This window comes from Amnibacterium sp., from assembly GCF_051956055.1.
Taxonomy (GTDB): Bacteria; Actinomycetota; Actinomycetes; order Actinomycetales; family Microbacteriaceae; genus Amnibacterium.
The window spans coordinates 1-20422 of record NZ_JBQCGC010000082.1; the positions used below are offsets into that span (position 1 = coordinate 1).

At 74.5% G+C, this 20422-nt stretch carries 22 protein-coding genes; 15 read left to right on the forward strand and 7 right to left on the reverse strand.

Annotation, left to right across the window (positions count from 1 at the left end; translation table 11 throughout):
* The first annotated feature begins 49 nt into the window (after window positions 1-49).
* Together ACTHLI_RS11795 and ACTHLI_RS11800 are read left to right on the forward strand one after the other, a co-directional pair.
* Window positions 50-1669 carry a dolichyl-phosphate-mannose--protein mannosyltransferase gene (locus tag ACTHLI_RS11795; RefSeq protein ID WP_440183768.1) on the forward strand — a complete coding sequence of 540 codons (1620 nt, stop codon included), beginning with the start codon at window positions 50-52 and terminating at the stop codon, window positions 1667-1669.
* 46 nt (window positions 1670-1715) lie between these two features.
* Window positions 1716-2870 carry a MalY/PatB family protein gene (locus ACTHLI_RS11800; RefSeq protein ID WP_440183770.1) on the forward strand — a complete coding sequence of 385 codons (1155 nt, stop codon included), beginning with the start codon at window positions 1716-1718 and terminating at the stop codon, window positions 2868-2870.
* Between the two features lie 258 nt (window positions 2871-3128).
* On the opposite strand, the gene add is transcribed toward ACTHLI_RS11800, so the two are convergent.
* On the reverse strand, window positions 3129-4112 hold the full coding sequence (gene add, locus ACTHLI_RS11805; RefSeq protein WP_440183771.1) for an adenosine deaminase: 984 nt from the start codon (window positions 4110-4112) through the stop codon (window positions 3129-3131).
* 56 nt (window positions 4113-4168) lie between these two features.
* Here add and ACTHLI_RS11810 point away from each other — a divergent pair, with 56 nt between their 5' ends.
* Window positions 4169-5140: an aldo/keto reductase gene (locus tag ACTHLI_RS11810; protein WP_440183773.1), complete on the forward strand. Its 972-nt coding sequence runs from the start codon at window positions 4169-4171 to the stop codon at window positions 5138-5140.
* Window positions 5137-5469 carry a TraR/DksA family transcriptional regulator gene (locus ACTHLI_RS11815; RefSeq protein WP_440183774.1) on the forward strand — a complete coding sequence of 111 codons (333 nt, stop codon included), beginning with the start codon at window positions 5137-5139 and terminating at the stop codon, window positions 5467-5469. The genes ACTHLI_RS11810 and ACTHLI_RS11815 overlap by 4 nt, the downstream gene beginning before the upstream one ends.
* 2 nt (window positions 5470-5471) lie before the next feature.
* Here the strand turns inward: ACTHLI_RS11815 and ACTHLI_RS11820 are convergent, their stop codons facing one another.
* On the reverse strand, window positions 5472-6341 hold the full coding sequence (locus ACTHLI_RS11820; RefSeq protein WP_440183776.1) for an alpha/beta fold hydrolase: 870 nt from the start codon (window positions 6339-6341) through the stop codon (window positions 5472-5474).
* A 100-nt stretch (window positions 6342-6441) separates the two neighbouring features.
* On the opposite strand from ACTHLI_RS11820, the gene ACTHLI_RS11825 reads away from it, so the two are divergent.
* Window positions 6442-7668 (forward strand): sensor histidine kinase, encoded by a 1227-nt coding sequence (locus tag ACTHLI_RS11825; protein WP_440183778.1) that lies wholly within the window; start codon window positions 6442-6444, stop codon window positions 7666-7668.
* Window positions 7665-8330 carry a response regulator transcription factor gene (locus ACTHLI_RS11830; RefSeq protein ID WP_440183779.1) on the forward strand — a complete coding sequence of 222 codons (666 nt, stop codon included), beginning with the start codon at window positions 7665-7667 and terminating at the stop codon, window positions 8328-8330. The genes ACTHLI_RS11825 and ACTHLI_RS11830 overlap by 4 nt, the downstream gene beginning before the upstream one ends.
* 82 nt (window positions 8331-8412) lie before the next feature.
* Here the strand turns inward: ACTHLI_RS11830 and ACTHLI_RS11835 are convergent, their stop codons facing one another.
* On the reverse strand, window positions 8413-8568 hold the full coding sequence (locus ACTHLI_RS11835) for a hypothetical protein (RefSeq protein ID WP_440183781.1): 156 nt from the start codon (window positions 8566-8568) through the stop codon (window positions 8413-8415).
* On the opposite strand from ACTHLI_RS11835, the gene ACTHLI_RS11840 reads away from it, so the two are divergent.
* The 3 genes from ACTHLI_RS11840 (at window position 8567) to ACTHLI_RS11850 (ending at window position 12005) form a co-directional block, all read left to right on the forward strand.
* Window positions 8567-9355, forward strand: coding sequence for an ABC transporter ATP-binding protein (locus ACTHLI_RS11840; protein ID WP_440183782.1), 789 nt, complete (start codon window positions 8567-8569; stop codon window positions 9353-9355). The two genes, ACTHLI_RS11835 and ACTHLI_RS11840, sit on opposite strands and share 2 nt — an antisense overlap.
* Complete coding sequence (locus tag ACTHLI_RS11845; RefSeq protein ID WP_440183784.1) at window positions 9352-10740, forward strand: FtsX-like permease family protein; 1389 nt, start codon at window positions 9352-9354, stop codon at window positions 10738-10740. The genes ACTHLI_RS11840 and ACTHLI_RS11845 overlap by 4 nt, the downstream gene beginning before the upstream one ends.
* A gap of 74 nt (window positions 10741-10814) precedes the next feature.
* A complete protein-coding gene (locus ACTHLI_RS11850) occupies window positions 10815-12005 on the forward strand; it encodes an FAD-dependent oxidoreductase (protein WP_440183786.1) in 1191 nt (396 codons plus the stop codon).
* 31 nt (window positions 12006-12036) lie between these two features.
* On the opposite strand, the gene ACTHLI_RS11855 is transcribed toward ACTHLI_RS11850, so the two are convergent.
* The gene (locus ACTHLI_RS11855) at window positions 12037-12459 is read right to left on the reverse strand and encodes an organic hydroperoxide resistance protein (protein ID WP_440183789.1); all 423 of its coding nucleotides are present in this window, start codon (window positions 12457-12459) and stop codon (window positions 12037-12039) included.
* A 65-nt stretch (window positions 12460-12524) separates the two neighbouring features.
* Between ACTHLI_RS11855 and ACTHLI_RS11860 the strand changes: the two genes are divergently transcribed.
* Complete coding sequence (locus tag ACTHLI_RS11860; RefSeq protein WP_440183792.1) at window positions 12525-13040, forward strand: GNAT family N-acetyltransferase; 516 nt, start codon at window positions 12525-12527, stop codon at window positions 13038-13040.
* Window positions 13041-13056: 16 nt separating this feature from the next.
* On the opposite strand, the gene ACTHLI_RS11865 is transcribed toward ACTHLI_RS11860, so the two are convergent.
* The gene (locus tag ACTHLI_RS11865) at window positions 13057-14607 is read right to left on the reverse strand and encodes a DEAD/DEAH box helicase (protein ID WP_440183795.1); all 1551 of its coding nucleotides are present in this window, start codon (window positions 14605-14607) and stop codon (window positions 13057-13059) included.
* Between the two features lie 183 nt (window positions 14608-14790).
* Here ACTHLI_RS11865 and ACTHLI_RS11870 point away from each other — a divergent pair, with 183 nt between their 5' ends.
* Window positions 14791-15399: a cysteine hydrolase family protein gene (locus ACTHLI_RS11870; protein WP_440183798.1), complete on the forward strand. Its 609-nt coding sequence runs from the start codon at window positions 14791-14793 to the stop codon at window positions 15397-15399.
* 15 nt (window positions 15400-15414) lie between these two features.
* Here the strand turns inward: ACTHLI_RS11870 and ACTHLI_RS11875 are convergent, their stop codons facing one another.
* Entirely contained in the window at window positions 15415-16005 is a 591-nt protein-coding gene (locus tag ACTHLI_RS11875; protein ID WP_440183801.1) for a GNAT family N-acetyltransferase, read from the reverse strand.
* Window positions 16006-16088: 83 nt separating this feature from the next.
* On the opposite strand from ACTHLI_RS11875, the gene ACTHLI_RS11880 reads away from it, so the two are divergent.
* From ACTHLI_RS11880 to ACTHLI_RS11895, 4 genes are read left to right on the forward strand one after another with little or no spacing between them, the layout of a single operon-like run.
* Window positions 16089-16580, forward strand: a complete 492-nt coding sequence (locus tag ACTHLI_RS11880) for a hypothetical protein (protein ID WP_440183804.1) — start codon at window positions 16089-16091, stop codon at window positions 16578-16580.
* 8 nt (window positions 16581-16588) lie between these two features.
* Entirely contained in the window at window positions 16589-17737 is a 1149-nt protein-coding gene (locus ACTHLI_RS11885) for a sensor histidine kinase (RefSeq protein ID WP_440183806.1), read from the forward strand.
* The gene (locus tag ACTHLI_RS11890; protein WP_440183809.1) at window positions 17734-18378 is read left to right on the forward strand and encodes a response regulator transcription factor; all 645 of its coding nucleotides are present in this window, start codon (window positions 17734-17736) and stop codon (window positions 18376-18378) included. Before ACTHLI_RS11885 ends, ACTHLI_RS11890 begins: the two co-directional genes overlap by 4 nt.
* A 45-nt stretch (window positions 18379-18423) precedes the next feature.
* Window positions 18424-19473, forward strand: a complete 1050-nt coding sequence (locus ACTHLI_RS11895) for an aldo/keto reductase (protein ID WP_440183812.1) — start codon at window positions 18424-18426, stop codon at window positions 19471-19473.
* A gap of 77 nt (window positions 19474-19550) precedes the next feature.
* On the opposite strand, the gene ACTHLI_RS11900 is transcribed toward ACTHLI_RS11895, so the two are convergent.
* Window positions 19551-20309 (reverse strand): SDR family NAD(P)-dependent oxidoreductase, encoded by a 759-nt coding sequence (locus ACTHLI_RS11900; protein ID WP_440183814.1) that lies wholly within the window; start codon window positions 20307-20309, stop codon window positions 19551-19553.
* Window positions 20310-20422 lie beyond the last annotated feature (113 nt).

Below are 20422 nucleotides of genomic sequence, written 5' to 3' on the forward strand. Positions count from 1 at the left end.
CGGACGCGGCGACGGCCGCCGCGGCGGGACCCGCCCGTATCCTTCCTCCGTGTCGCAGGCCGTCGTCCCCGCCCAGGAGACGACGACCAGACCGACGCTGTTCGACCGGATCAACGACTGGGCCAGGTACGGACCGCCCGCGGTCCTCGTGATCGCCGCGGTCTCCCGGCTCGTCGGCCTGGGCTACCCGCCGCACCTCGTGTTCGACGAGACCTACTACGTCAAGGACGCCTGGACGCTGATCCACCTCGGCTACGAGGGCAGCTGGCTCGACGACGCCCAGCACCCGCTGCCCGGCGGGTTCACGGACATCAACAAGGCCTTCGAGGCCGGCCACGTCGACTTCTTCTCCTCGCAGGCCGAGTACGTCGCCCACCCGCCGCTCGGCAAATGGATCATGGGGATGGGCGAGCTGCTCGCGGGCGGCGCGCAGGACCCCTACGGCTGGCGGCTGTCCGTCGCGGTGATCGGCATCCTCGCCGTCGCGCTGCTCATGCTCGTGGCGCACCGGATGTTCCGCACCCCGCTCGTGACCACGCTGGCCGGTGGGCTGCTCGCGATCGACAACCAGGCGATCGTCATGTCGCGGGTCGGCCTGCTCGACAACATGGTGATGTTCTTCGCGCTCGTCGGGTTCGCGCTCGTGCTCGAGGACCGGTTCTTCGCGGAGCGGCGCTTCGGCGAGTGGCTGATGCGCAGGAGGCGGGGCGGCGGCGACTGGGGTCCGACCCTGTTCTGGCGCCCGTGGCTGATCGGCGCGGGCGTCGCGTTCGGGCTCTGCTCCGCGGTGAAGTGGTCGGGCATCTACTTCCTCGCCGCGTTCGCGCTCTACGCGGCCGGGTCCGACCTGCTGCTCAGGAGGCGTGCGGGCATCCGGCGCTGGTACCTCGGGAGCCTGCTCAAGCAGGCACCGGTGCTGTTCGTGAGCACGGTCCCGGTCGCCCTCGTCGCCTACCTGCTCGGCTGGACGGGCTGGTTCGTCACCGCGGGCGGCTACGACCGCCAGTTCGTGCAGGACGGCGGCCACCGGTTCACCGGGCTCCTCGCCTGGGTGCCGGTCCCGCTGCAGGACCTGTGGCAGTGGACGAGCTCGATCTACCAGTTCCACATCGGCCTCGACACGAGCCACCCGTACATGGCGCCCGCGGCGCTCTGGCCGATCATCGCCAGGCCCACGTCGATGTGGTGGGACTCGAACGCCGGCAGCTGCGGCGCCGGAAGCTGCGTCTCCGCGATCACGGACCTCCCGAACCCGCTGATCTGGTACGCCGCGATCGCGGCGTCGATCTACCTCGTGGTGCGCTTCATCCGCCGGCGGGAGTGGCAGGCGGCGCTCATCCTCATGGGGTTCGTCGGGGGGTACCTCCCGTGGCTGCAGTACCCGAACCGCACGATGTTCTTCTTCTACTCGATCGCGTTCGAGCCCTACATGCTGCTTGCGCTCGCCGCGACGATCGGGCTGATGGTCGTGAAGCCGCCCGCGGCGGACTCCCCCGACGAGCTGGTCGCGGCGGAGGCGTCGTACGGCCTCCGGATCCGCCGGATCGTGGTCGCGGTGTTCGTGGTCGCCGCCGTGGTGCTCAGCGCGTTCTTCTTCCCGCTGAGCTCCGGGCTGCCGGTGCCGTACTGGTTCTGGCACATCCACATGTGGTCGCCCACCTGGATCTGACCCCGAGCCGATGCGTGCCGCGTCCGCCGCACGGCACGATGGGGGCATGAGCCTCCTGTTCGAGACCCCGGACGTCGCCGAGCTGCGCTCCCGCGGCGGCGTGAAGTGGACCGCCTTCCCGGAGGCGATCGGCGCGTTCGTCGCGGAGATGGACTTCGGGCTCGCCCCGGTGATCCGGGAGGCGCTGCACCGCGAGGTCGACCTCGCCCGCACGGGCTACCTGCCGCGCGCCGCGGCGACCGACCTCGCGGAGGCGACCGCCGCATGGGCGGCCGAGCGGTACGGGTGGGCGGTGGACCCGGCGCGGGTGCAGCCGATCGCGGACGTGCTGGCCGGCCTCGACCTCGTGCTGCGCCGGTACGCCGACCCGGCGAGGCCCGTGGTCGTCGCGACCCCCGCGTACATGCCGTTCCTCCGCATCCCGCAGCTGTCCGGCCGCCCCATCGTGGAGGTGCCGAGCATCGAGGTCGACGGGCGGTACGCGCTCGACCTGGACGGCATCGCCGCGGCCTTCGCGGCCGGCGCCGACACGTTCGTGCTCTGCAACCCCTGGAACCCCACCGGCCGGGTGCTGGAGCGGGAGGAGCTCGTCGCGCTGTCGGAGGTCGTCGACCGCGCGGGCGCGCGGGTGTTCGCGGACGAGATCCACGCCCCGCTCACCCTCGGCGAGCACCGGCACATCCCCTACGCGAGCGTGAACGAGGTCGCCGCCGGGCACACGATCACCGCGCTCAGCGCCTCCAAGGCGTTCAACCTGCCCGGCCTGAAGTGCGCGCAGCTCGTGTTCTCGAACGAGGCGGACGCGCAGCGGTACGAGGAGGTCGCGGGCCTCGTGTCGCACGGGGCGAGCGGGTTCGGCGTCACGGCGAACACGGTCGCGTACCGGGAGGGCGGCCCGTGGCTCGACGCCGTGCGCGGCTACCTCGACGAGTCGAGCCGGGAGTTCGGGCGCCGGCTCGCGGAGCGCCTGCCCCGCGTCGGGTACCGGGCGCCTGAGGGCACGTACATCGGGTGGCTCGACGTGCGCGCGCTCGAGCTCGGCGACCGCCCCGCCGACGTGATCCGGGAGCGCGCGGGCGTCGCGCTCACCGACGGCGCCGACTGCGGCTCGGCGGGTGCCGGGTTCGTCCGCGTGATCCTCGGCACGCCCCGGCCCGTGCTCGACGAGATCGTGGACCGGCTCGGCCGCGCCTTCGGATGACCGACGAGGTCGTCTACACCTCCCGCCGCGCGTTCCTGCGCGGACCAGCGAGGTCGTGGACGCCCGGGCGCCTGCGCGTGAGCGACCGCCTGGTGCGCTTCACCGCCGCCGACGGCGCGGTGACCGAGGTGCCGGTGGCGGCGCTCGACGCGGTGCGCGTGGCGCGTCTCCCCCGCCGCGTCCTGGTGCTCGAGACCCGAGAGGGGCGCCTCCTGATCCGCTGCTTCGCGATGCCCGCGATCGCCGCCCTCCTGGGCTTCAGGAGGCGAGCCAGGCCTCGATCCCGGCGAGCGCCCGCGCCTTCACCGCCTCCGGAGCACCGGACGCGGTGATCGAGGCGCGGGCGCAGCCGGCCAGCTGCTCGTCGGTGAGGCCGAGGCGGGTGCGGGCCAGCTCGTACTCCTCCCCGACGTTCGGCCCGAACTGCACCGGGTCGTCCGCGTTGATGGAGCACGTGACGCCGGCGGCGAGCAGCGCCGGGAGCGGGTGCCGCTCGAGGTCGGGCACCACGTGCAGGACGACGTTCGAGCTCGGGCAGACGTCGAGGCACACGCCGAGCCGCGCGACCTGGGCGGTCAGCTCCGGGTCCTCGATCACGCGGATCCCGTGCAGGATCCGGTCGGCCCGCAGCACCTCGACCGCCTCCCGGACCGACTCGGGACCGACGAGCTCGCCCGCGTGCGGGGTGATGAGCAGCCCCGCCTCCCGCGCGATCCGGAACGCGTCGACGAACGGCGCCGCGGGGAAGCCGCGCTCGTCCGCGTGCAGCCCGAAGGCGACGACCCCGCGGTCGGCGTGCTCGGCGGCGAGGCGGGCGTCCTCGACCGCCTGCTCGACCGACATGGTGCGGGCGGAGGCGATCATCGCCCGGATCACGACCCCGGTCCGCTCCTCCTCCCGCTGCGCGGCCGCCAGGAGGAACGCGAGCGCCGCCGCCGCGGAGCCGTCGAACAGCGCCGCGTGCAGCACCGGCGCGAGCGTCACCTCGACGTAGACGACGCCGTCCGCCTGCGCGTCGTCCGCCATCTCCGTCATCACCCGCTCCAGCTGCTCCGGTCGCCGGATCAGCCTGAGCACGTCGCCGTACGCCGCCTCGAAGTCGGTGAAGTCCGCGAAGTCGGCCCACGACGGCACCGGCTCGCCCGCCTCCGCCGCGAGGTCGCGGAGCGTCGCCGGGCGCATCGACGCCTCGAAGTGCAGGTGCAGGTGGCCTTTGGGCAGCAGGGCGAGATCACGCGTCACGCGCTCACTCAACACGGTCCATGTTTCGCGGAGGCACCGAGGCGCAGGCTTGGCCCATGCAGTACACGCATCTCGGCCGTTCGGGCCTCACCGTCTCCCGCCTCGTGCTCGGCACCATGAACTTCGGCATGGAGGCCGAGGAGGCGGACAGCTTCCGCATCATGGACGCCGCCCACGAGGCCGGCGTCAACTTCTTCGACACCGCGAACCGGTACGGCGGCAAGACCGGTCCAGGCGGCACCGAGTCGATCATCGGGCGGTGGTTCGCGCAGGGCGGTGGGCGCCGGGAGAAGACGGTGCTCGCGACGAAGCTCTACGGCGACATGGACGAGTGGCCGAACAACGGCAAGCTCTCCGCGCTGAACATCCGGCGCGCGCTCGATGCGAGCCTCCGGCGCCTCCAGACCGACTACATCGACCTCTACCAGTTCCACCACATCGACCGCGGCACGCCGTGGGACGAGATCTGGCAGGCGATGGAGGTCGCCGTGCAGCAGGGCAAGGTCCTGTACGCGGGCAGCAGCAACTTCGCCGGCTGGCACCTCGCGACGGCGCAGGAGGCGGCGAGGCGGCGCGACTTCACCGGGCTCGTGTCCGAGCAGTCGCTCTACAACCTGCTCGAGCGCAGCATCGAGCTGGAGGTCATCCCCGCCGCTCAGCACAACGGCATCGGCATCATCCCGTGGTCGCCGCTGCACGGCGGACTGCTCGGCGGGGTGCTGAAGAAGGAGCGCGACTCGAGCCGCCGCACGACCGGGCGGGCGAAGGAGGCGCTGGACGCGCACCGGGAGCAGATCGAGCGGGACGCGGACTTCGCGGACGAGCTCGGGCACGAGCCGGGCGACATCGCGCTCGCGTGGCTGCTGCATCAGCCCGCCGTGACCGGCCCGATCATCGGCCCGCGCACGATGGAGCAGTTCACCTCCGCCGTCCGCGCCCTCGACGTGCACCTGGACGCGGATGCGCTCGCGAAGCTCGACGAGATCTTCCCGGGGCACAGGACCGCGCCGGAGGACTACGCCTGGTGACGGGGCGCGTCGATCGGCTGCGTGCGCTGCGCGACGAGACGGCGGCCGAGCTCCGCGCGGCGGGCGAGCGCATCGACGCGATGACGGCGGCGCGGGCGGACGCGAACTCGGACGACGAGCACGATCCGGAGGGCGCGACGATCGGGTTCGAGTGGTCGCAGGCCGACGCGCTGCGCACCGCGCTCCGGCGCAGGCTGGCGGAGGTCGATGCCGCGCTCGCCCGGGTCGATGACGGCACCTACGGCGTCTGCGCGGTCTGCGGCGACCCGATCGCTCCGGCCAGGCTGGCGGCGCGGCCGACCACGGACCGCTGCATCCGGCACGCCTGAGGTCAGGAGGCGAGCAGCCCGTCCAGCATCCGGTCCAGGGCGCCGATCGCGATCGACAGGTGCCCTTCGCCCGGCAGGAGGTGCGGGGTCGCGCCCGGGACGTGCTCGGCCAGCCACCTGCCGTGCGCGAACGGCACCATGAGGTCCTGGTCGCCCTGCCACACGTGCACCGGCACCGTGATCTCGTCGAGCCCGAACCCCCAGCCGGCGAGGAAGGCGAGGTCGTCGTCGAGCCAGCCGTCGACGGACACCTGCAGCGCGTCGCCGAACGAGCGCGCCATGTCCGCGCCGAACTCGTCGGTGAGCACGGCCCGGTCCGCGGGCGGGAGCAGGCTCGCCATCGACGCGATGACCTCCTCCGCGCTCGCGTGGAGGAGCTCGGGCCGCTGGCCGTCGAGGAGGGTCCGCAGCGTTTGCTCGCCGGTCGCGGCGGCACCGAACTCGTCGATGTTGTCCTGCCCCATCCCGGCGAGGAAGTCGAGTCCCTCCGCATCGGCGGGGCCCACGCCGGCGATGAGGAGCGTCGCGATCGTCTGCGGCAGGCGGGCCGCGCAGGCGAGCGCATGCGGGCCGCCTCCCGACCAGCCACCCACGTAGGCGCGCTCGGCGCCGATGGCGGCGAGGACCGCGGCGGTGTCGTCGACCACGTCCACGACCCTGCGGCCGGCCCGGCGGGTGGAGGTCGCGTACCCGGGCCGGGAGAGCGCCACGAACCGGAGGCCACGCGCGTGCACCGCCCGCTCGAGGGCGCCGCTCGGCCGCGCCGAGCCGGGGGTGCCGTGGTGGAACACGAACGGCGTCCCGTCCTCCGGGCCGCTGATCCAGGTCTCGAGGGAGCGCCCGTCGGGCAGGGACAACGATCCGAGCGTCACACGGACGATCCTGGCACCCGGCGCCGGGACGCCTCATCCGGAAGGAGGAGATCGGGCCGTTCTCCGCCCGGGGACGCCGCCGCGCGCCTAGCCTTCCTCCGTGCTCCGCCCGATCTCCCCGACGCGGCGCACCGTCGACGTGACCATCGCGGTCGTCTACGTGCTGCTGTTCGGACTGTTCGAGGTGCACAGCGCGGCGGGCGTCGTCCCAGGGGGCGGGCTGGCGATCCTGCTGCTCGGCGCCGCCCTGGCCGTGCGCCGCTGGTCGCCGTCGTGGGCCCTGATCGGAGCCTGGGCGGGCGCGGTGGCCCAGATGGCGTTCCTCGACAGCCCGAACCTGTACGACGCCGCGATCCCCGCGCTCGTCTACGCCTGCAGCTCCTACGGCACCAGGACGGTGCGCTGGGCGGCCTTCACGTCCTCCCTCGTCGGCGCCGGCATCGCGGGCGTCTACATCGCCAGGTACTCGTTCATCAGCGCGGTGACGGGGTCCATCGGGGACCTCCCGCACGCGGTGAACGCGTTCGCGGTCGTCAGCGTGCTGACCGCCGTGACGCTCCTGCTCTCCTGGACCCTCGGGCTGCTCGTCGCCACGGCGCGGCGGTCGCGGCGGAACCGGCAGGAGGCGGACGCCGCGGGCGAGCAGGTCGCCGCCGAGCAGGAGCGCACCCGCATCGCCCGGGACATGCACGACGTCGTCGCCCACTCGCTCGCGGTCGTGATCGCCCAGTCGGACGGGGCACGCCTCCTGCGCCGCACCGACCCCGAAGCGGTCGACGAGGCGCTCGAGACCATCGGGTCGACGGCGCGCGCCGCCCTCGCCGACGTGCGGGTGCTGCTGCAGCAGCTCCGGTACGAGGGGACGACGAGCGTGCAGCCGGGCCTCGCGGACCTCGACACCCTCTTCTCGCAGTTCCAGGGTTCGGGGCTCGTCGTCGACGTGACGCGCGACCCCGACCTCGGGACGCTCGGCACCGCCACCCAGCTCGCGGCGTTCCGGATCGTGCAGGAGTCGCTCACGAACGCGCTGCGGCACGGCGACCTGAGCCGGCCGGCGGTGGTGCTGCTCACCCGGACACCGCACGGGCTGGAGGTGGAGGTGGTGAACGCGATCGATCCCGCAAGGCCGCCGCGCCCCGCGCCCGGCGGCCACGGCCTGATCGGCATGCGCGAGCGGGCCGGTGCGGTGCAGGGCGACCTGCGGGCAGGCCCGGACGGCGACCGGTTCCGGGTGCGCGCGTTCCTGCCCGTGTCGGGGACGGCCGCCATCCCGATCCTCCGGACCGACGACGTGCGCGGCGCCGCGCGGACAGGAGCCGAGCGATGAGCACGATCCGGGTGGCGCTGGTCGACGACCAGGCGATGTTCCGCCGCGGCGTCTCGATGATCGTCCGCTCCCAGCCCGACCTCGAGGTCGTCGGCGAGGCGGGGAACGGCGAGGAGGCGATCGCGCTCGTCGAGCGCGATGCGCCCGACGTCGTGCTGATGGACGTCCGCATGCCCGTGATGGACGGGGTGACCGCGACCCGCCGCATCCTGGGCGACGCCGCGGCGCGCGGCTCGGCAGGGCCCAGGATCATCGTGCTGACGACCTTCGACCTCGATGCGGACGCGGCCGCCGCGATCCGGGCGGGCGCGAGCGGGTTCGTGCTGAAGGACGCCGACCCCGACTTCCTCATCGCGGCGATCCGCACGGTGCACGCGGGCACGGCGGTCGTCGCGGCCTCCGCGACCCGGGCGCTGCTCGAACGCTTCGAACCCGCGGAGCGGCGAGACGTGCCGGAGGAGTTCGGCACGCTCACCGGCCGGGAGCGGGACGTCTTCGCCCACGCCGCGAAGGGGCTGTCGAACTCGGAGATCGCGCGCACCGAGTACGTGTCGGAGGCGACGGTGAAGACGCACATCAGCAACGTGCTGACGAAGCTCGGCCTCCGCGACCGGGTGCAGCTCGTCGTCTTCGCCTACGAGAACGGCCTCGTCGACCGCTGACCCCCTTCGTCGTTCAGGAGTTCTGCGCGGCGCCGGCCGAATTCTCCTGAACGACGAAGTCCGTCACCGCGCTGGTCATCGGCTACGGCTTCGCGCTGCTCGTGGCGGCCGTCGTCGCGTCCGCGCTGATCGTGCACCTGGTGCGCTGAGTCGCAGGGATCTCCGCCCTGCGGAGGAGGGCGGTTCCGCCGCCCGCCCGATCCGCGACGAGGGCCTCCACCGGGAGTGTGGAGGCCATGAGCACACCCCTCCCCGTCCGCCCCTCGACCGCCGCGGCCCCCACCGGGCCCGCAGTCGCCCGGGTGCACCAGGTCGCCAAGCACTACGGCTCGGGCGACGCCACCGTCCACGCCCTCCGCGGCGTCGACCTCGCGGTGCGCCGCGGCGAGTTCGTCGCGATCATGGGCCCGTCCGGCAGCGGCAAGTCCACGCTGATGCACCTGCTCGCGGGCCTCGACTCCCCGTCCGCCGGGGAGATCTGGCTCGGCGATCGCGAGATCGCGGGCCTCGACGACACGGCGCTCACCCTGCTCCGCCGCGAGCGCATCGGCTTCGTCTTCCAGGCGTTCAACCTCGTGCCGACCCTCGACGTGATCGGCAACGTGATGCTGCCGTTCGAGCTCCGCGGCGCACGGCCGAGCCGCGAGGAGCGCGCGTTCGTCGGCCGGCTGCTCGACGACCTCGGGCTCGCGGACCGGCTCGGGCACCGCCCGCGGGAGCTGTCCGGCGGCCAGCAGCAGCGCGTCGCGATCGCCCGCGCGCTCGCCTCCCGGCCGCAGCTCGTGGTCGCCGACGAGCCCACCGGCAACCTCGACTCCCGCACGGGCCGCGAGGTGCTCGCGATCCTCGCGGGCGCCGCGGCCACGCACGGGCAGGCGATCGCGATGGTGACCCACGACCCGGTGGCGGCGAGCTACGCCGACCGTGTCGTGTTCCTCGCCGACGGCCGGATCGTGGCCGAGGAGGGCCGCATGGACGCCGAGCGCATCGCCCGCTTCATGCTCAGCCTGGAGACGGCCCGATGATGCGCGACCACGGCGCGGGCGTCCTCGTCGCCGCGCTCTCCTCGGCGTTCGGCGCCGCCCTGATCCAGGGCACGGGGCTCCTCGACGCCGCGGCGAGGGCGGACCCCGTGACGGGCGGCAGCACCACGGTCGGGGTGCTGCTGCAGATCACCTCCACCGTGTTCATCGCGATCGCGGTCTACTCGGGTGCGGTCGTCACGACGAACACGTTCTCGGTGATCGTCGCGGGACGCGTGCGGCAGATCGCGCTGCGCCGCCTGCTCGGGTCGACCGCCCGCGCCGAGCGCGGCGCCGTCGCCCGTGAGGGGCTCGCCGTCGGGGCCATCGGCGCGGGGATCGGCCTGCTCGTCGGCAGCGGCGCGGTCGCGGCGATCGCCGGCGCCGCGCGGGCGTTCGACGTCCTCGGCGCGTTCCCGTACTCGTACCTGAACCCCGAGATCCTGCTGCCGGGGGTGGCTGTGGTGCTGACCACCTGGATCGCGGCGGTCATCGGCTCCCGCCGCGTGCTCGCCGTGACGCCGATGCAGGCGCTCGGCGGCGCGGAGGAGCAGTCCGAGGACGAGAGCAGGGCGAGCGCGCTGCGGTCAGCGGCTGCGCTCGTGCTGGTCGTGCTCGGGACCCTCCTGCTCGTCGGCGGCGTGGCGCTCGGGCAGGTCAGCTTCTCCGGCCTGCTCGTCGCGTTCACCGGCGGGGTCGTGTCCTTCACCGGCATCGTGCTCGGCGCGCATCTCGTGATCCCGCGTGCGCTGCGGATCGTCGGCCGGCTGATGGGCGGCTCGGCGACGGCCCGCCTCGCCGCCGAGAACGCGATCCGCTACCCGCAGCGCAGCACCCGGTCCACGATCGGCCTGCTCGTGGCGGTGACGCTCATCACCACGTTCGGGGTCGCGCTGCGCACGTTCGGCGACATGGTCGAGACCGCGGCGGGCGACGACCCGGCCTACTACGCGGGCATCGAGACCATGCTGCTGACCGTCACCGTCGTGTTCTCGGTGCTCACCGGGTTCAGCGCCGTGATCGCCGGCGTCGGCCTGGTCAACTCCCTGTCGCTCGGGGTGCTGCAGCGCACGAGGGAGCTGGGCCTGCTGCGCGCGCTCGGGTTCAGCGCTCGGCAGCTGCGCCGGATGATCCTGGCGGAGAGCGGCCAGCTGGTCCTCACCGCGGTCGCGCTCGGGCTGGTGCTCGGCACGGTCTACGGCTGGGCGGGCGCGCACTCCCTCGTGGGTGCCGCGCGGGACATGCCGGGGCTCCTCACCATCGGGCTCCCGTGGCCGCTGCTCGCGGTCGTCGTGGGCGGCGGGCTGCTGCTCACCCTGGTGGCCTCCGTCGCCCCGGCCCGCCGCGCGACCCGCGTCGCACCGATCGAGGCGCTCGGCGTCGAGTGATCGCGCCGCCGCCGCGGCTCGGTGGCCGCGGCGGCGGATGGCGGACACCCATGTCGGGCGGGGACGATGGTGGGATGAGCGCGCGGGAGGCGGACGTCCTCGTCGTCGGGGCGGGCCTCGCCGGGCTCGCGGCGGCGTTGCGGCTGGCCGCCGCCGGGCGCTCGGTGCGGGTGCTGGAGGCGTCCGACGCGCCCGGCGGACGGATGCGGTCGGACCTCGTCGACGGCTTCACGATCGACCGCGGCTTCCAGGTCCTGAACACCGCCTATCCGGAGCTCGGCCGCATCGGTATGCCGGACGTCGACCTGCGCCCCTTCGTGAAGGGTGCGCTGGTCCGCCACGACGGTGGGCTGCACCCCGCGCTCGACCCGCGGGCGCCGCTCGGCTCGGCGCTCCAGCGCGCGCGGCTCGCCGCCTACCTCGCGGCGGTGACCGCGGTGCCCGCCGACCGCCTCCGCCGCGCCCGCGACGTCGAGCTGCGGGAGGCGCTGCGCCGGCACGGCGTCGAGGGCGCGCCGGTCGACGGCTTCCTGCGCCCGTTCCTGCAGGGCGTGCTCCTCGAACCGGACCTCACCACGTCCAGCCGGTTCGGCGCCTTCGTGCTCCGCACGTTCGCGCGCGGCACGGTCGTCGTGCCCGGTGCGGGGATGGGCGCGCTGCCGGTCGCGCTGGCGGGCCGGCTGCCCTCCGGCACGATCGAGTACGGCGCGCGGGTCGTCGCGGCCCGGCCGGGCGAGGTGGACGTCGAGGGCGGCGGGACCCGGCGCGCCGAGGCCGTCGTCGTCGCCGCGGACCCGACCACCGCGGCCGCGCTGCTCGAGCTGCGACCCCCGGCCATGCACGCCGTCACGACCGTCTGGCACGCCGTCGCAGCGCCGCCCGTGCGCACGCCGGTGCTCGCGCTCGACTCCGACGGCGGCCCGATCGCGAACAGCGTCGTGATCACGAACGCCGCTCCGGGCTACTCCCCCGACCGCCGCGCGCTCGTCGCGTCGTCCGTGCTCGGTGCGGACCCGCTGCCCGACCCGGTGCTGCGGTCGGGCCTGGCTCGCCTGTGGGGCGTCGGCACCGCGATGTGGGAGGAGGTCGCGGTGACGCGGATCCCGGCCGCGCTCCCCGCGCTGCCGGGAGGCAGCCCCCTCCGGAGGCCCGTCCGGCTCACGGAGGGCCTGTACGTCGCCGGCGACCACCGCGACACCCCGTCGATCCAGGGCGCGCTCGTGAGCGGCCGCCGCGCGGCCGACGCCTACCTGGCGGGGCGCTGACCGGCGCGTCGCCGCCGGAGCCGCGGGCCGCTCAGTCGTCGGTGACCGTGACGGTCACCTCGATGTTGCCGCGGGTCGCGTTCGAGTACGGGCACACCTGGTGCGCCTGGTCGGCGAGCGCCTGCGCCTCGTCGTGCGGGAGGTCCGGGACGACGACCTCGAGGTGCACCGTGAGGCCGTACCCGCCGGAGCCGTTCGGCCCGATGCCGACGCGCGCACCGACGGAGGAGTCGCCGAGCTCCCGCTTCGCCGCTCGCGCGACCCCCTGCAGCGCCGAATGGAAGCACGCGGCGTACCCGGCCGCGAACAGCATCTCCGGGTTCGGTGCGCCGCCGGCGCCGCCCATCTCGGTCGGGACCCGGACGTCCAGGTCCAGGAGCCCGTCGGAGGAGCGCACGTGGCCGTTCCTCCCGGCACCGGTAGCCAGCGCCTCTGCGGTGTAGATCGTCGTCACCTCTCCACCAACGTCCGCGGCGCGGGGCAATTCCTCACCCGCGCGCACCGGACGACACTGGGGTGATGACCGAGCTCGTCCGCCCGCACATCCGCTACCACACCTCCTGGATCGTCGGCGTCGCCGAATTCGGCGGCCGGCACAAGGACGGCGGCAGCAATTTGCTCGAAGACGTGGCGACGCTGACGCACGAGGACGCGTTCGCCGCGATGGTCGACCGCCTCCTCGCGGACGCGCTCGAGGAGACCGCGCGGCAGGACGGGTACGTCCCCGCGACCGCGCTGTGGATCGTGGACGGCGACGAGTTCGTCGGCTTCCTCCAGATCCGGCACCGCCTCACGCCGTTCCTGCTCGAGCAGGGCGGCCACATCGGCTACAGCGTGCGGCCGTCCGCGCGCCGCCGCGGGCACGCGACGGCGGCGCTCGGCGCGGCGCTGCCGATCGCGAAGGGACTCGGCATCGACCGCGTGCTCATCACGTGCGACGAGGACAACATCGGATCGAGGACGGTCATCGAGCGCAACGGCGGCGTGTACGAGGACTCGCGCGCCGGGAAGCGCCGCTACTGGATCGACGTCTGAGCGGCGGGCCCGCGGCTCAGTGCGCGTCGGGCCGGCCGCCCTCGCGGCCGGCACGGCGGCTGCCCCGGCGCGCGGCCGGAGCGCTGTCGCGGTCGCTGAACTGCGCCCAGTTCGACCCTGCGGACGAGCCGCTGGAGGTCGAGTAGCGCACGGGCGTGCCGCCCGACCTGGCACCCGCGGCGCCACCCCGGCGACCGCCGGACGCGCCTGAAGCGCCGGCCCCGCCGCCTCGCCGGGGCTCGCCGCCCTGACCGCGGCCGGCGCCCTGGCGGCGCTCACCGGTCTCGGGACCGCGGGCAGATCGCCGCGCGGGCTGGGCGCCGCCGCGGCGCTCACCCCCGGCGGGCCGGTCGGCCCTCGGGCGCTGCTGCTGCGGCTGCGCGACGACCGGCGCGGGCGTCACCTTGGCGGCGACCCCGCCCACGAGGTCCGTCACGGCCGCGGAGGTCGCCGTGACCTGCTGCGGCGTCGCGGCGATGCCGGCGGCGCGGAGCAGCTGCGCGACCTCGCGGCGCTGCTCGGGCAGCACCAGGGTCACGACGGTGCCCGACGCGCCCGCCCTCGCGGTGCGGCCGGAGCGGTGCAGGTACGCCTTGTGCTCGGTCGGCGGGTCGACGTGCACGACGAGCGCGATGTCGTCCACGTGGACGCCGCGCGCGGCGACGTCGGTCGCGACGAGCACCTTGATCTCACCCGTCGAGAACATGCCGAGGTTCCGCTCCCTGGCGTTCTGGGAGAGGTTGCCCTGCAGGTCCGCGGCCGGGATCCCCGCCGCGGTCAGCTGCTTCGCGAGCCGCTTCGCGACGTGCTTGGTCCGCACGAACAGGATGCGGCGCTCGGTGCCGGAGGCGAGCGCCTCCATCACCTCGCGCTTCCCGTCCGCGTCCTTCACCTCGAGCACCGCGTGGGACATCGTCTCGACCGCCGACTTCCCGTCGTCGACCGAGTGCGTGACCGGGTTCGACAGGAAGCGCTTCACGAGCTTGTCCACGCCGTTGTCGAGCGTCGCGGAGAACAGGAGGCGCTGGCCGCCTGCGGGCGTGGCGGCGAGCAGCCGGGTCACGCCGGGCAGGAAGCCCATGTCGGCCATGTGGTCGGCCTCGTCGAGCACGGTGATCTCGATGCCGTCGAGCGTGAGCGCGCGCTGCTTCAGCAGGTCCTCGAGCCGGCCGGGGCACGCGACCAGGATGTCGACGCCGTTCCGCAGCGCCGCGACCTGCGGGTTCTGCGAGACGCCGCCGAAGACCGTCGTGACGGTCATCCCGGCGGCGGCCGCGAGCGGCTGCACGACCGCGGCGCTCTGCGTCGCGAGCTCCCGGGTCGGCGCGAGCACGAGCCCGCGGGGCCGGCCCGAGCGGCGCTGGCCGCCCGCGAGGCGCGAGACCAGCGGCAGCGCGAACGCGAGCGTCTTGCCGCTGCCGGTGCGGCCGCGGCCGAGCACGTCGCGGCCGGCGAGGCTGTCGGGCAGCGTCGCGGTCTGGATGGGGAACGGCTCCGTGATGCCCGCGGTGTCGAGGGCGGGCAGGAGGGATGCGGGCACGCCGAGCGCGCCGAAGGTCGTGGACATGAAGGACTTCCGTCTGTGATCGAGCGGCGTCTGGCCGCGGCGGCGGTGCGATCGATGCACCTGAACGCGCCGGGAGCGGCACCGTCTCGACCGCATGGCTGCGGGAGATCGGGTGCGCGTCGACGCCCACGTCCGGGAGGACGCCGCATCAGGCTAGCAGGCGCGACGGGCTACGGTCGCGCCATGAAGCGCGCCCTGATCGTGATCGACGTCCAGCGCGAGTACGTCGACGGGAACCTGCCCATCGCTCATCCCCCGCTCGAGCAGAGCCTCCCGAACATCAAAGCGGCGGTCGAGGCGGCGCACGAGGCCGGCGTGCCGGTGATCCTCGTGCGGCACGTCGACGAGCCGGACTCGCCCGTCTTCGCCGAGGGCTCGCGGGGCGCGGAGCTGCACGACACGGTCGCGGAGGCGGCGCACGACCTGCTGCTCGTCAAGCACGCGGTCTCGTGCTTCGCGGGCACCTCGCTCGGCGCCTGGCTCGATGAGCACGACGTCGACACGCTCACCATCGCGGGCTTCATGACGCAGCACTGCGACGAGTCGACCGCCAGGGACGCGGCCGACGCGGGGCTCGCCGTCGAGCTCCTCGCGGACGCGACGGGGACGCTGCCGCTCAGCACGCCGGCCGGCGCGCTGTCCGCGCGGGAGGTGCACGAGCGCACGCTGGCCGTGCTCGCCTCGGGCTTCGCCTCCGTGGCGGCGACGGAGGCGTGGATCGCCGCGGCCCGCGCGGGTGACCCGCTGCCCGCTCCGGACCTCTGGGCGAGCACGGAGCCCGCCCGCGCGTGATCCGGCCGGCGCGGCTCAGGTCCGGCCGGCCCGCTGCAGCGCCCGCCACTCGCGGTCGAGGATCGCGAACACGACCCCCGTGCTCCAGCGCCCCTTGAACCACTCGTTCTCGACGTGCACCGCCTCCTGGCGCATGCCGATGCGGCGCAGCACCGCCGCCGACGCCGTGTTCCGGTCCTCGATCCGCCCCGTCATGCGGTGCAGTCCGAGCCCCTCGAAGCCGAGCCGCAGGAGGGCCCTGGCCGCCTCCGTCGCGTAGCCGTGGCCGTGCTGAGCGGGATCGAAGACGTAGCCGATCTCCGCGCCGCGGTTGGCGCCGTCGTTCCACATCAGCAGCACGTCGCCGACCAGGACATCCGTGTCCTTCCGCACCACGGCGAGCGCCAGCGCCTGTCCCGGCTCGGTCAGCGCCGTGCGGGAGAACCGCTCCTGCCGGTAGCGCTCGACGACCTGCTCGCGCGTCCGCGGCTCGATCGGGATGAACGCGCACACGTCCTCCCGCGACAGGTACGCGTGGATCGCGTCCGCGTCGCCCTCCGGGTCGATCGGGCGCAGCAGGAGGCGCTCCGTCTCGATCGGGTACTCCGGGTGCAGCGCTGCGACCATGGGGCGACGGTAGCGGCGGATCACCACCCGGACCCCACCCCAGGGTGGTGGTCGGCGGCGGGGCCCTTCGCGACGCTGGACCCATGAGCATCCAGTCCCTCGCGGAAGTCCTCCTCGCCCTCGTCGTCGTCGGCCTCCTCATGTCGCGGCAGCTCCGCTGGCGCGACTTCGACCCGGCCCGCGCGCTGCGCATGCCGATCGTGCTCGGCGCGGTCGGCCTCCTGACCCTCGCGAACCTGAAGGGCGCGACGGTCACCGCCGTCGACGGCGCGCTGCTCGTCGTCGAGCTGCTGCTGTCGGTGGGCATCGGCGCGCTCATGGGCAGGATGTCGGTCTTCCGTCCGGCACCCGGCGGCTCCGGGGCCCTGCAGACGCGCACCGGCTGGCCGGGCGCCTCGCTCTGGATCGCGCTGCTCGCGGTGCGCATCGGCTTCGACGCGCTCGGCGCCTCGCTCGGGGCGCACCTCCTCACCCAGACCGGCGTGATCCTCGTCCTGATCGCGGCCAGCCGGGCGACCGCGGCGCTCGTCACCCGGGCGCGGGAGCCGCGCGGGGCGGTGCTGCAGTCGGCATGATCGACGGCATGACCGCGCGGGGACGGCTCCGCGACCGGATCAGGACCCCGCTCGTCCAGCTGAACGTCGTCGGGATCGTGCTGGTGGCGGTCGCGCTCGTGCCCGCGCACCTCGACCCGCGGAGCGTCGTGGTGACGGCGCTCGGCGTGGTCGCGCTCGCCTGCTGGGCGACCTGGGTGCTCACCGGATCCGGGCGGCCGCGCACGGTCGCGCTGCTCGTCTGCGGCCCGGTCGCCGCGGTCGGCGCGGGCCTCGGCTCCCCGTCGCTGATCGCGCCCGTGATCGCGTCGCTCATCGTGCTGATCTCCGACGGGACGCGGTCGGCGACGATGATCGTCGGTTCGGTCGCGGCGGACACGGCGCTCACGGCGGTGAGCGCCGCCGCCCACGGCTTCTCCTTCGCCGGTCTGCTCTCCCTCCTGGCCGGTGTCGCGTTCGGCACGCTCGGGGGCTACAGCCGCCGGCAGCGGAACGCGGCGGAGGCGCAGCGGCAGGCCCTGTTCGCGAGCACGCTCGCCGCCGAGCGGGAGGCGGAGCGCGCCGCCCTCCTCGAGGCCAGGTCCGCGGCGGCACGGGACGTGCACGACGTGCTCGCGCACTCGCTCGGCGGCCTCGTCATCCAGCTCGACGCCATCGAGGCGCTCCTCGAGCGCGGCCACGTCGAGGAGGCGACGGTCCGGGCGTCGGAGGCGCGACGGCTCGCCGGCGAGGGGCTGTCGGAGGCGCGGTCGGCCGTCGCCGCGCTGCGGGACCCGTCGGCCGCCGCGCCGGTCACCGTGCCGGACCACGCGCTGGAGACGCTGCTCACCGCGCACCGCTCGCTCGGCGGGACCGTGCACGCCGAGGGCGACCGCACCCTCGGCGGGCTCGACGCCGGCCACCGCGAGGCGGTCGCGGGCGCGCTGCGGGAGGCGCTCGTGAACGCGAGACGGCACGCGCCGGGGCAGCCCGTCCTGGTGCGGTGCAGCCGGGAGGGGCATGCCATGGTGCTGCGCGTGGAGAACCCGATCGGCACCCCGCCGCGCGCGACGCCGGGCGGCGGTCACGGGCTCACGGGGATGCGGGAGCGGTTCGCCGCCCTCGGCGACGGGTCGACCGTGCACGCGGGCGCCGACGGCGACCGCTTCGTCGTCGAGGCCCGGGCGGTGTCGCCATGATCCGGGTGCTGGTCGCGGACGATCAGGCGATCGTGCGCGACGGGCTGGTCACGGTCCTGGACCTGAACGAGGACGTCGAGGTGGTCGGACAGGCCGCGGACGGGGCGGAGGCCGTGCGCCTCGCCGCGGAGACCGCGCCTGACGTCGTGCTCATGGATCTCCGGATGCCGGTCCTCGACGGCCCGGGCGCCACCGCGCGGATCCTCGCGGAGCGTCCCGCCGTGCGGGTGCTCGTGCTCACGACGTTCGCGGACGACGCCTCCATCGCGGCCGCGCTGCGCGCCGGCGCGATCGGGTACCTCACGAAGGACGCGGGGCGCCGCGAGCTGCTCGCCGCGGTCCGCGCGGCGGCGGAGGGGCAGGCCGTCTTCGACCCGGCCGTGGGCGCGCGGCTCGCGGCCGGCTTCACCGCGCCCCCGCCCGCGGGCGTCGACGCCGCCGCGCTCCGTGCCCGCTTCCCCGCCCTCACCGCGCGGGAGGCGGACGTGCTCGCGCTCGTCGCTCGCGGGCAGGCGAACCCGGAGATCGCGGCGGCGCTCTTCCTCAGCACCACGACGGTCAAGTCGTACGTGAACGCGATCCTCGCGAAGCTCGGCGCGACGAGCCGGGCGCAGGCGATCGCCCGCGTCCACGGCGACTGACCCTCCCGCAGGAGGCGCGGAGCACGGGGTGCATACGCTCGCGCCATGCAGTATCGACAGCTCGGATCCTCCGGCCTCCGCGTCTCCACCATCACGCTCGGCACCATGGGCTTCGGCGGCACCGGCTGGGCGTCGCCGATCGGGAACCTCGACGTCGCGGGCGCCCGGCGGCAGCTCGACCTCGCCCGCGACGCGGGCGTCAACCTGATCGACACCGCCGACGTCTACTCGAGCGGCCTGTCGGAGGAGATCCTCGGCGAGGCCCTCGGCGACCGCCGCGACGACGTGCTCATCGCCACCAAGGTCCGCGGCGCGATGGGCGACGGCCCGAACGACGCCGGCCTCTCCCGGCACCACATCGTCCGCGCGGCCGAGGCGAGCCTCCGGCGCCTGCGGACCGACCACATCGACCTGTACCAGGTGCACGAGTGGGACGGCCAGACGCCGCTCGACGAGACGCGGCGGGCGCGCGACGACCTCGTCCGCGCCGGAAAGGTCCGCTACATCGGCGCCTCCAACTACACGGGCTGGCAGCTGATGAAGGCGCTGTGGACGTCGGACCGGCACGGCCTCGAGCGCTTCGTGAGCCAGCAGATCTACTACTCGCTGCAGGCGCGGGACGCGGAGAGCGAGCTCGTCCCGGTCTCGATCGACCAGGGCCTCGGGATCCTCGTGTGGAGCCCGATCGCCGGCGGTCTCCTGTCCGGCAAGTACCGCCGCGGGCAGGAGGCGCCAGAGGGCACGCGCCGGTTCGCGGGCTGGACGGAGCCTCCTGTGCACGACGAGGACCGGCTCTACGACACGATCGACGCGCTCGTGGAGATCGGCGACGGGCACGGGGTCTCCGCGGCGCGGGTCGCGCTCGCGTACACGCTCGCGAAGCCGGCCGTCACCTCGGTGATCGTCGGTGCGCGGACGGAGGAGCAGCTCGTCGACAACCTCGCGGCCGCCGACCTGGAGCTCTCGGCCGACGAGCTCGCGCGGCTGGACGCGGTGTCGCTCGAGCCGCTGCGCTACCCGCACTGGCACCAGCTCGGCGCCTCGGACCGCATCGGCCCGGCGACGAAGGCGCTCCTCGAGCCGCACCTGCCGTAGCGCGCGCTCGTTCGACGCCCTGTCCCTGATCCGACCCCGCGCGGCGTCGGATCAGGGACGGCGCGTCGATCCGACGGTCAGCGCGCCGTCCAGCCGCCGTCGATCACCATCGTGTGGCCGGTGATGAGCGACGCCGCGGGCGACGCGAGGAAGGCGACCGCCGCCGACACCTCCGTCGGAGTGCCGATGCGGTGCAGCGCCGCGATCCGCTCGACGGTGTCCGCCCGGAACGCGGGATCGCTGAGCGCGGGCTCGGTGCCGTCGGTCTCGATGAACGTCGGCGCGACCGCGTTCACGCGGATCCCGAGGCCGCCCCACTCGACCGCGAGGCATCGCGTGAGATGGATCACGGCGGCCTTCGCGGTGCAGTAGGACGACTCCCCCGGCAGCGCGACGAGGCCGGCCTGCGATGCGACGTTCACGATCGCCCCGCCGCCCGCCTCGCGCATGCTCCTCGCGGCATGCTGGGAGAGGAAGAAGGTGCTGCGGGTGTTGAGCGCCCACACCGCGTCGAAGTCCTCCTCCGTCACGTCGAGCGCGTCGCCGAGGATGCTGCCGCCCGCGTTGTTCACGAGCACGTCGATCCCGCCGAGCTCGCCCACCGCGCGGTCGATCGCGGCGCGGCACTGCTTCAGGTCGGTGACGTCCATCGGGAGCGCGATCGCGCGGCGCCCGAGCACCTCGATCTCGGCGACGACGCCGCCGTCGCGCTCGACGTCCCGCAGCCCGAGCCCGATGTCGGCGCCCGCCTGCGCGAGCTCGAGCGCGATCGCGCGCCCGATGCCGCGTGCCGCGCCGGTGACGACCGCGACCTTCCCCTGCAACGACGTGTCCATGCGTCCTCCGACCTCTTCGTGGGTGGGGGGGTTTGTGGGGGGGGGGGGCGGCAAACGCGGCACGCGGCGGGGGGGGGGGCGTGGGGGGGGGGGGGGGGGGGGGCTCCCCACCC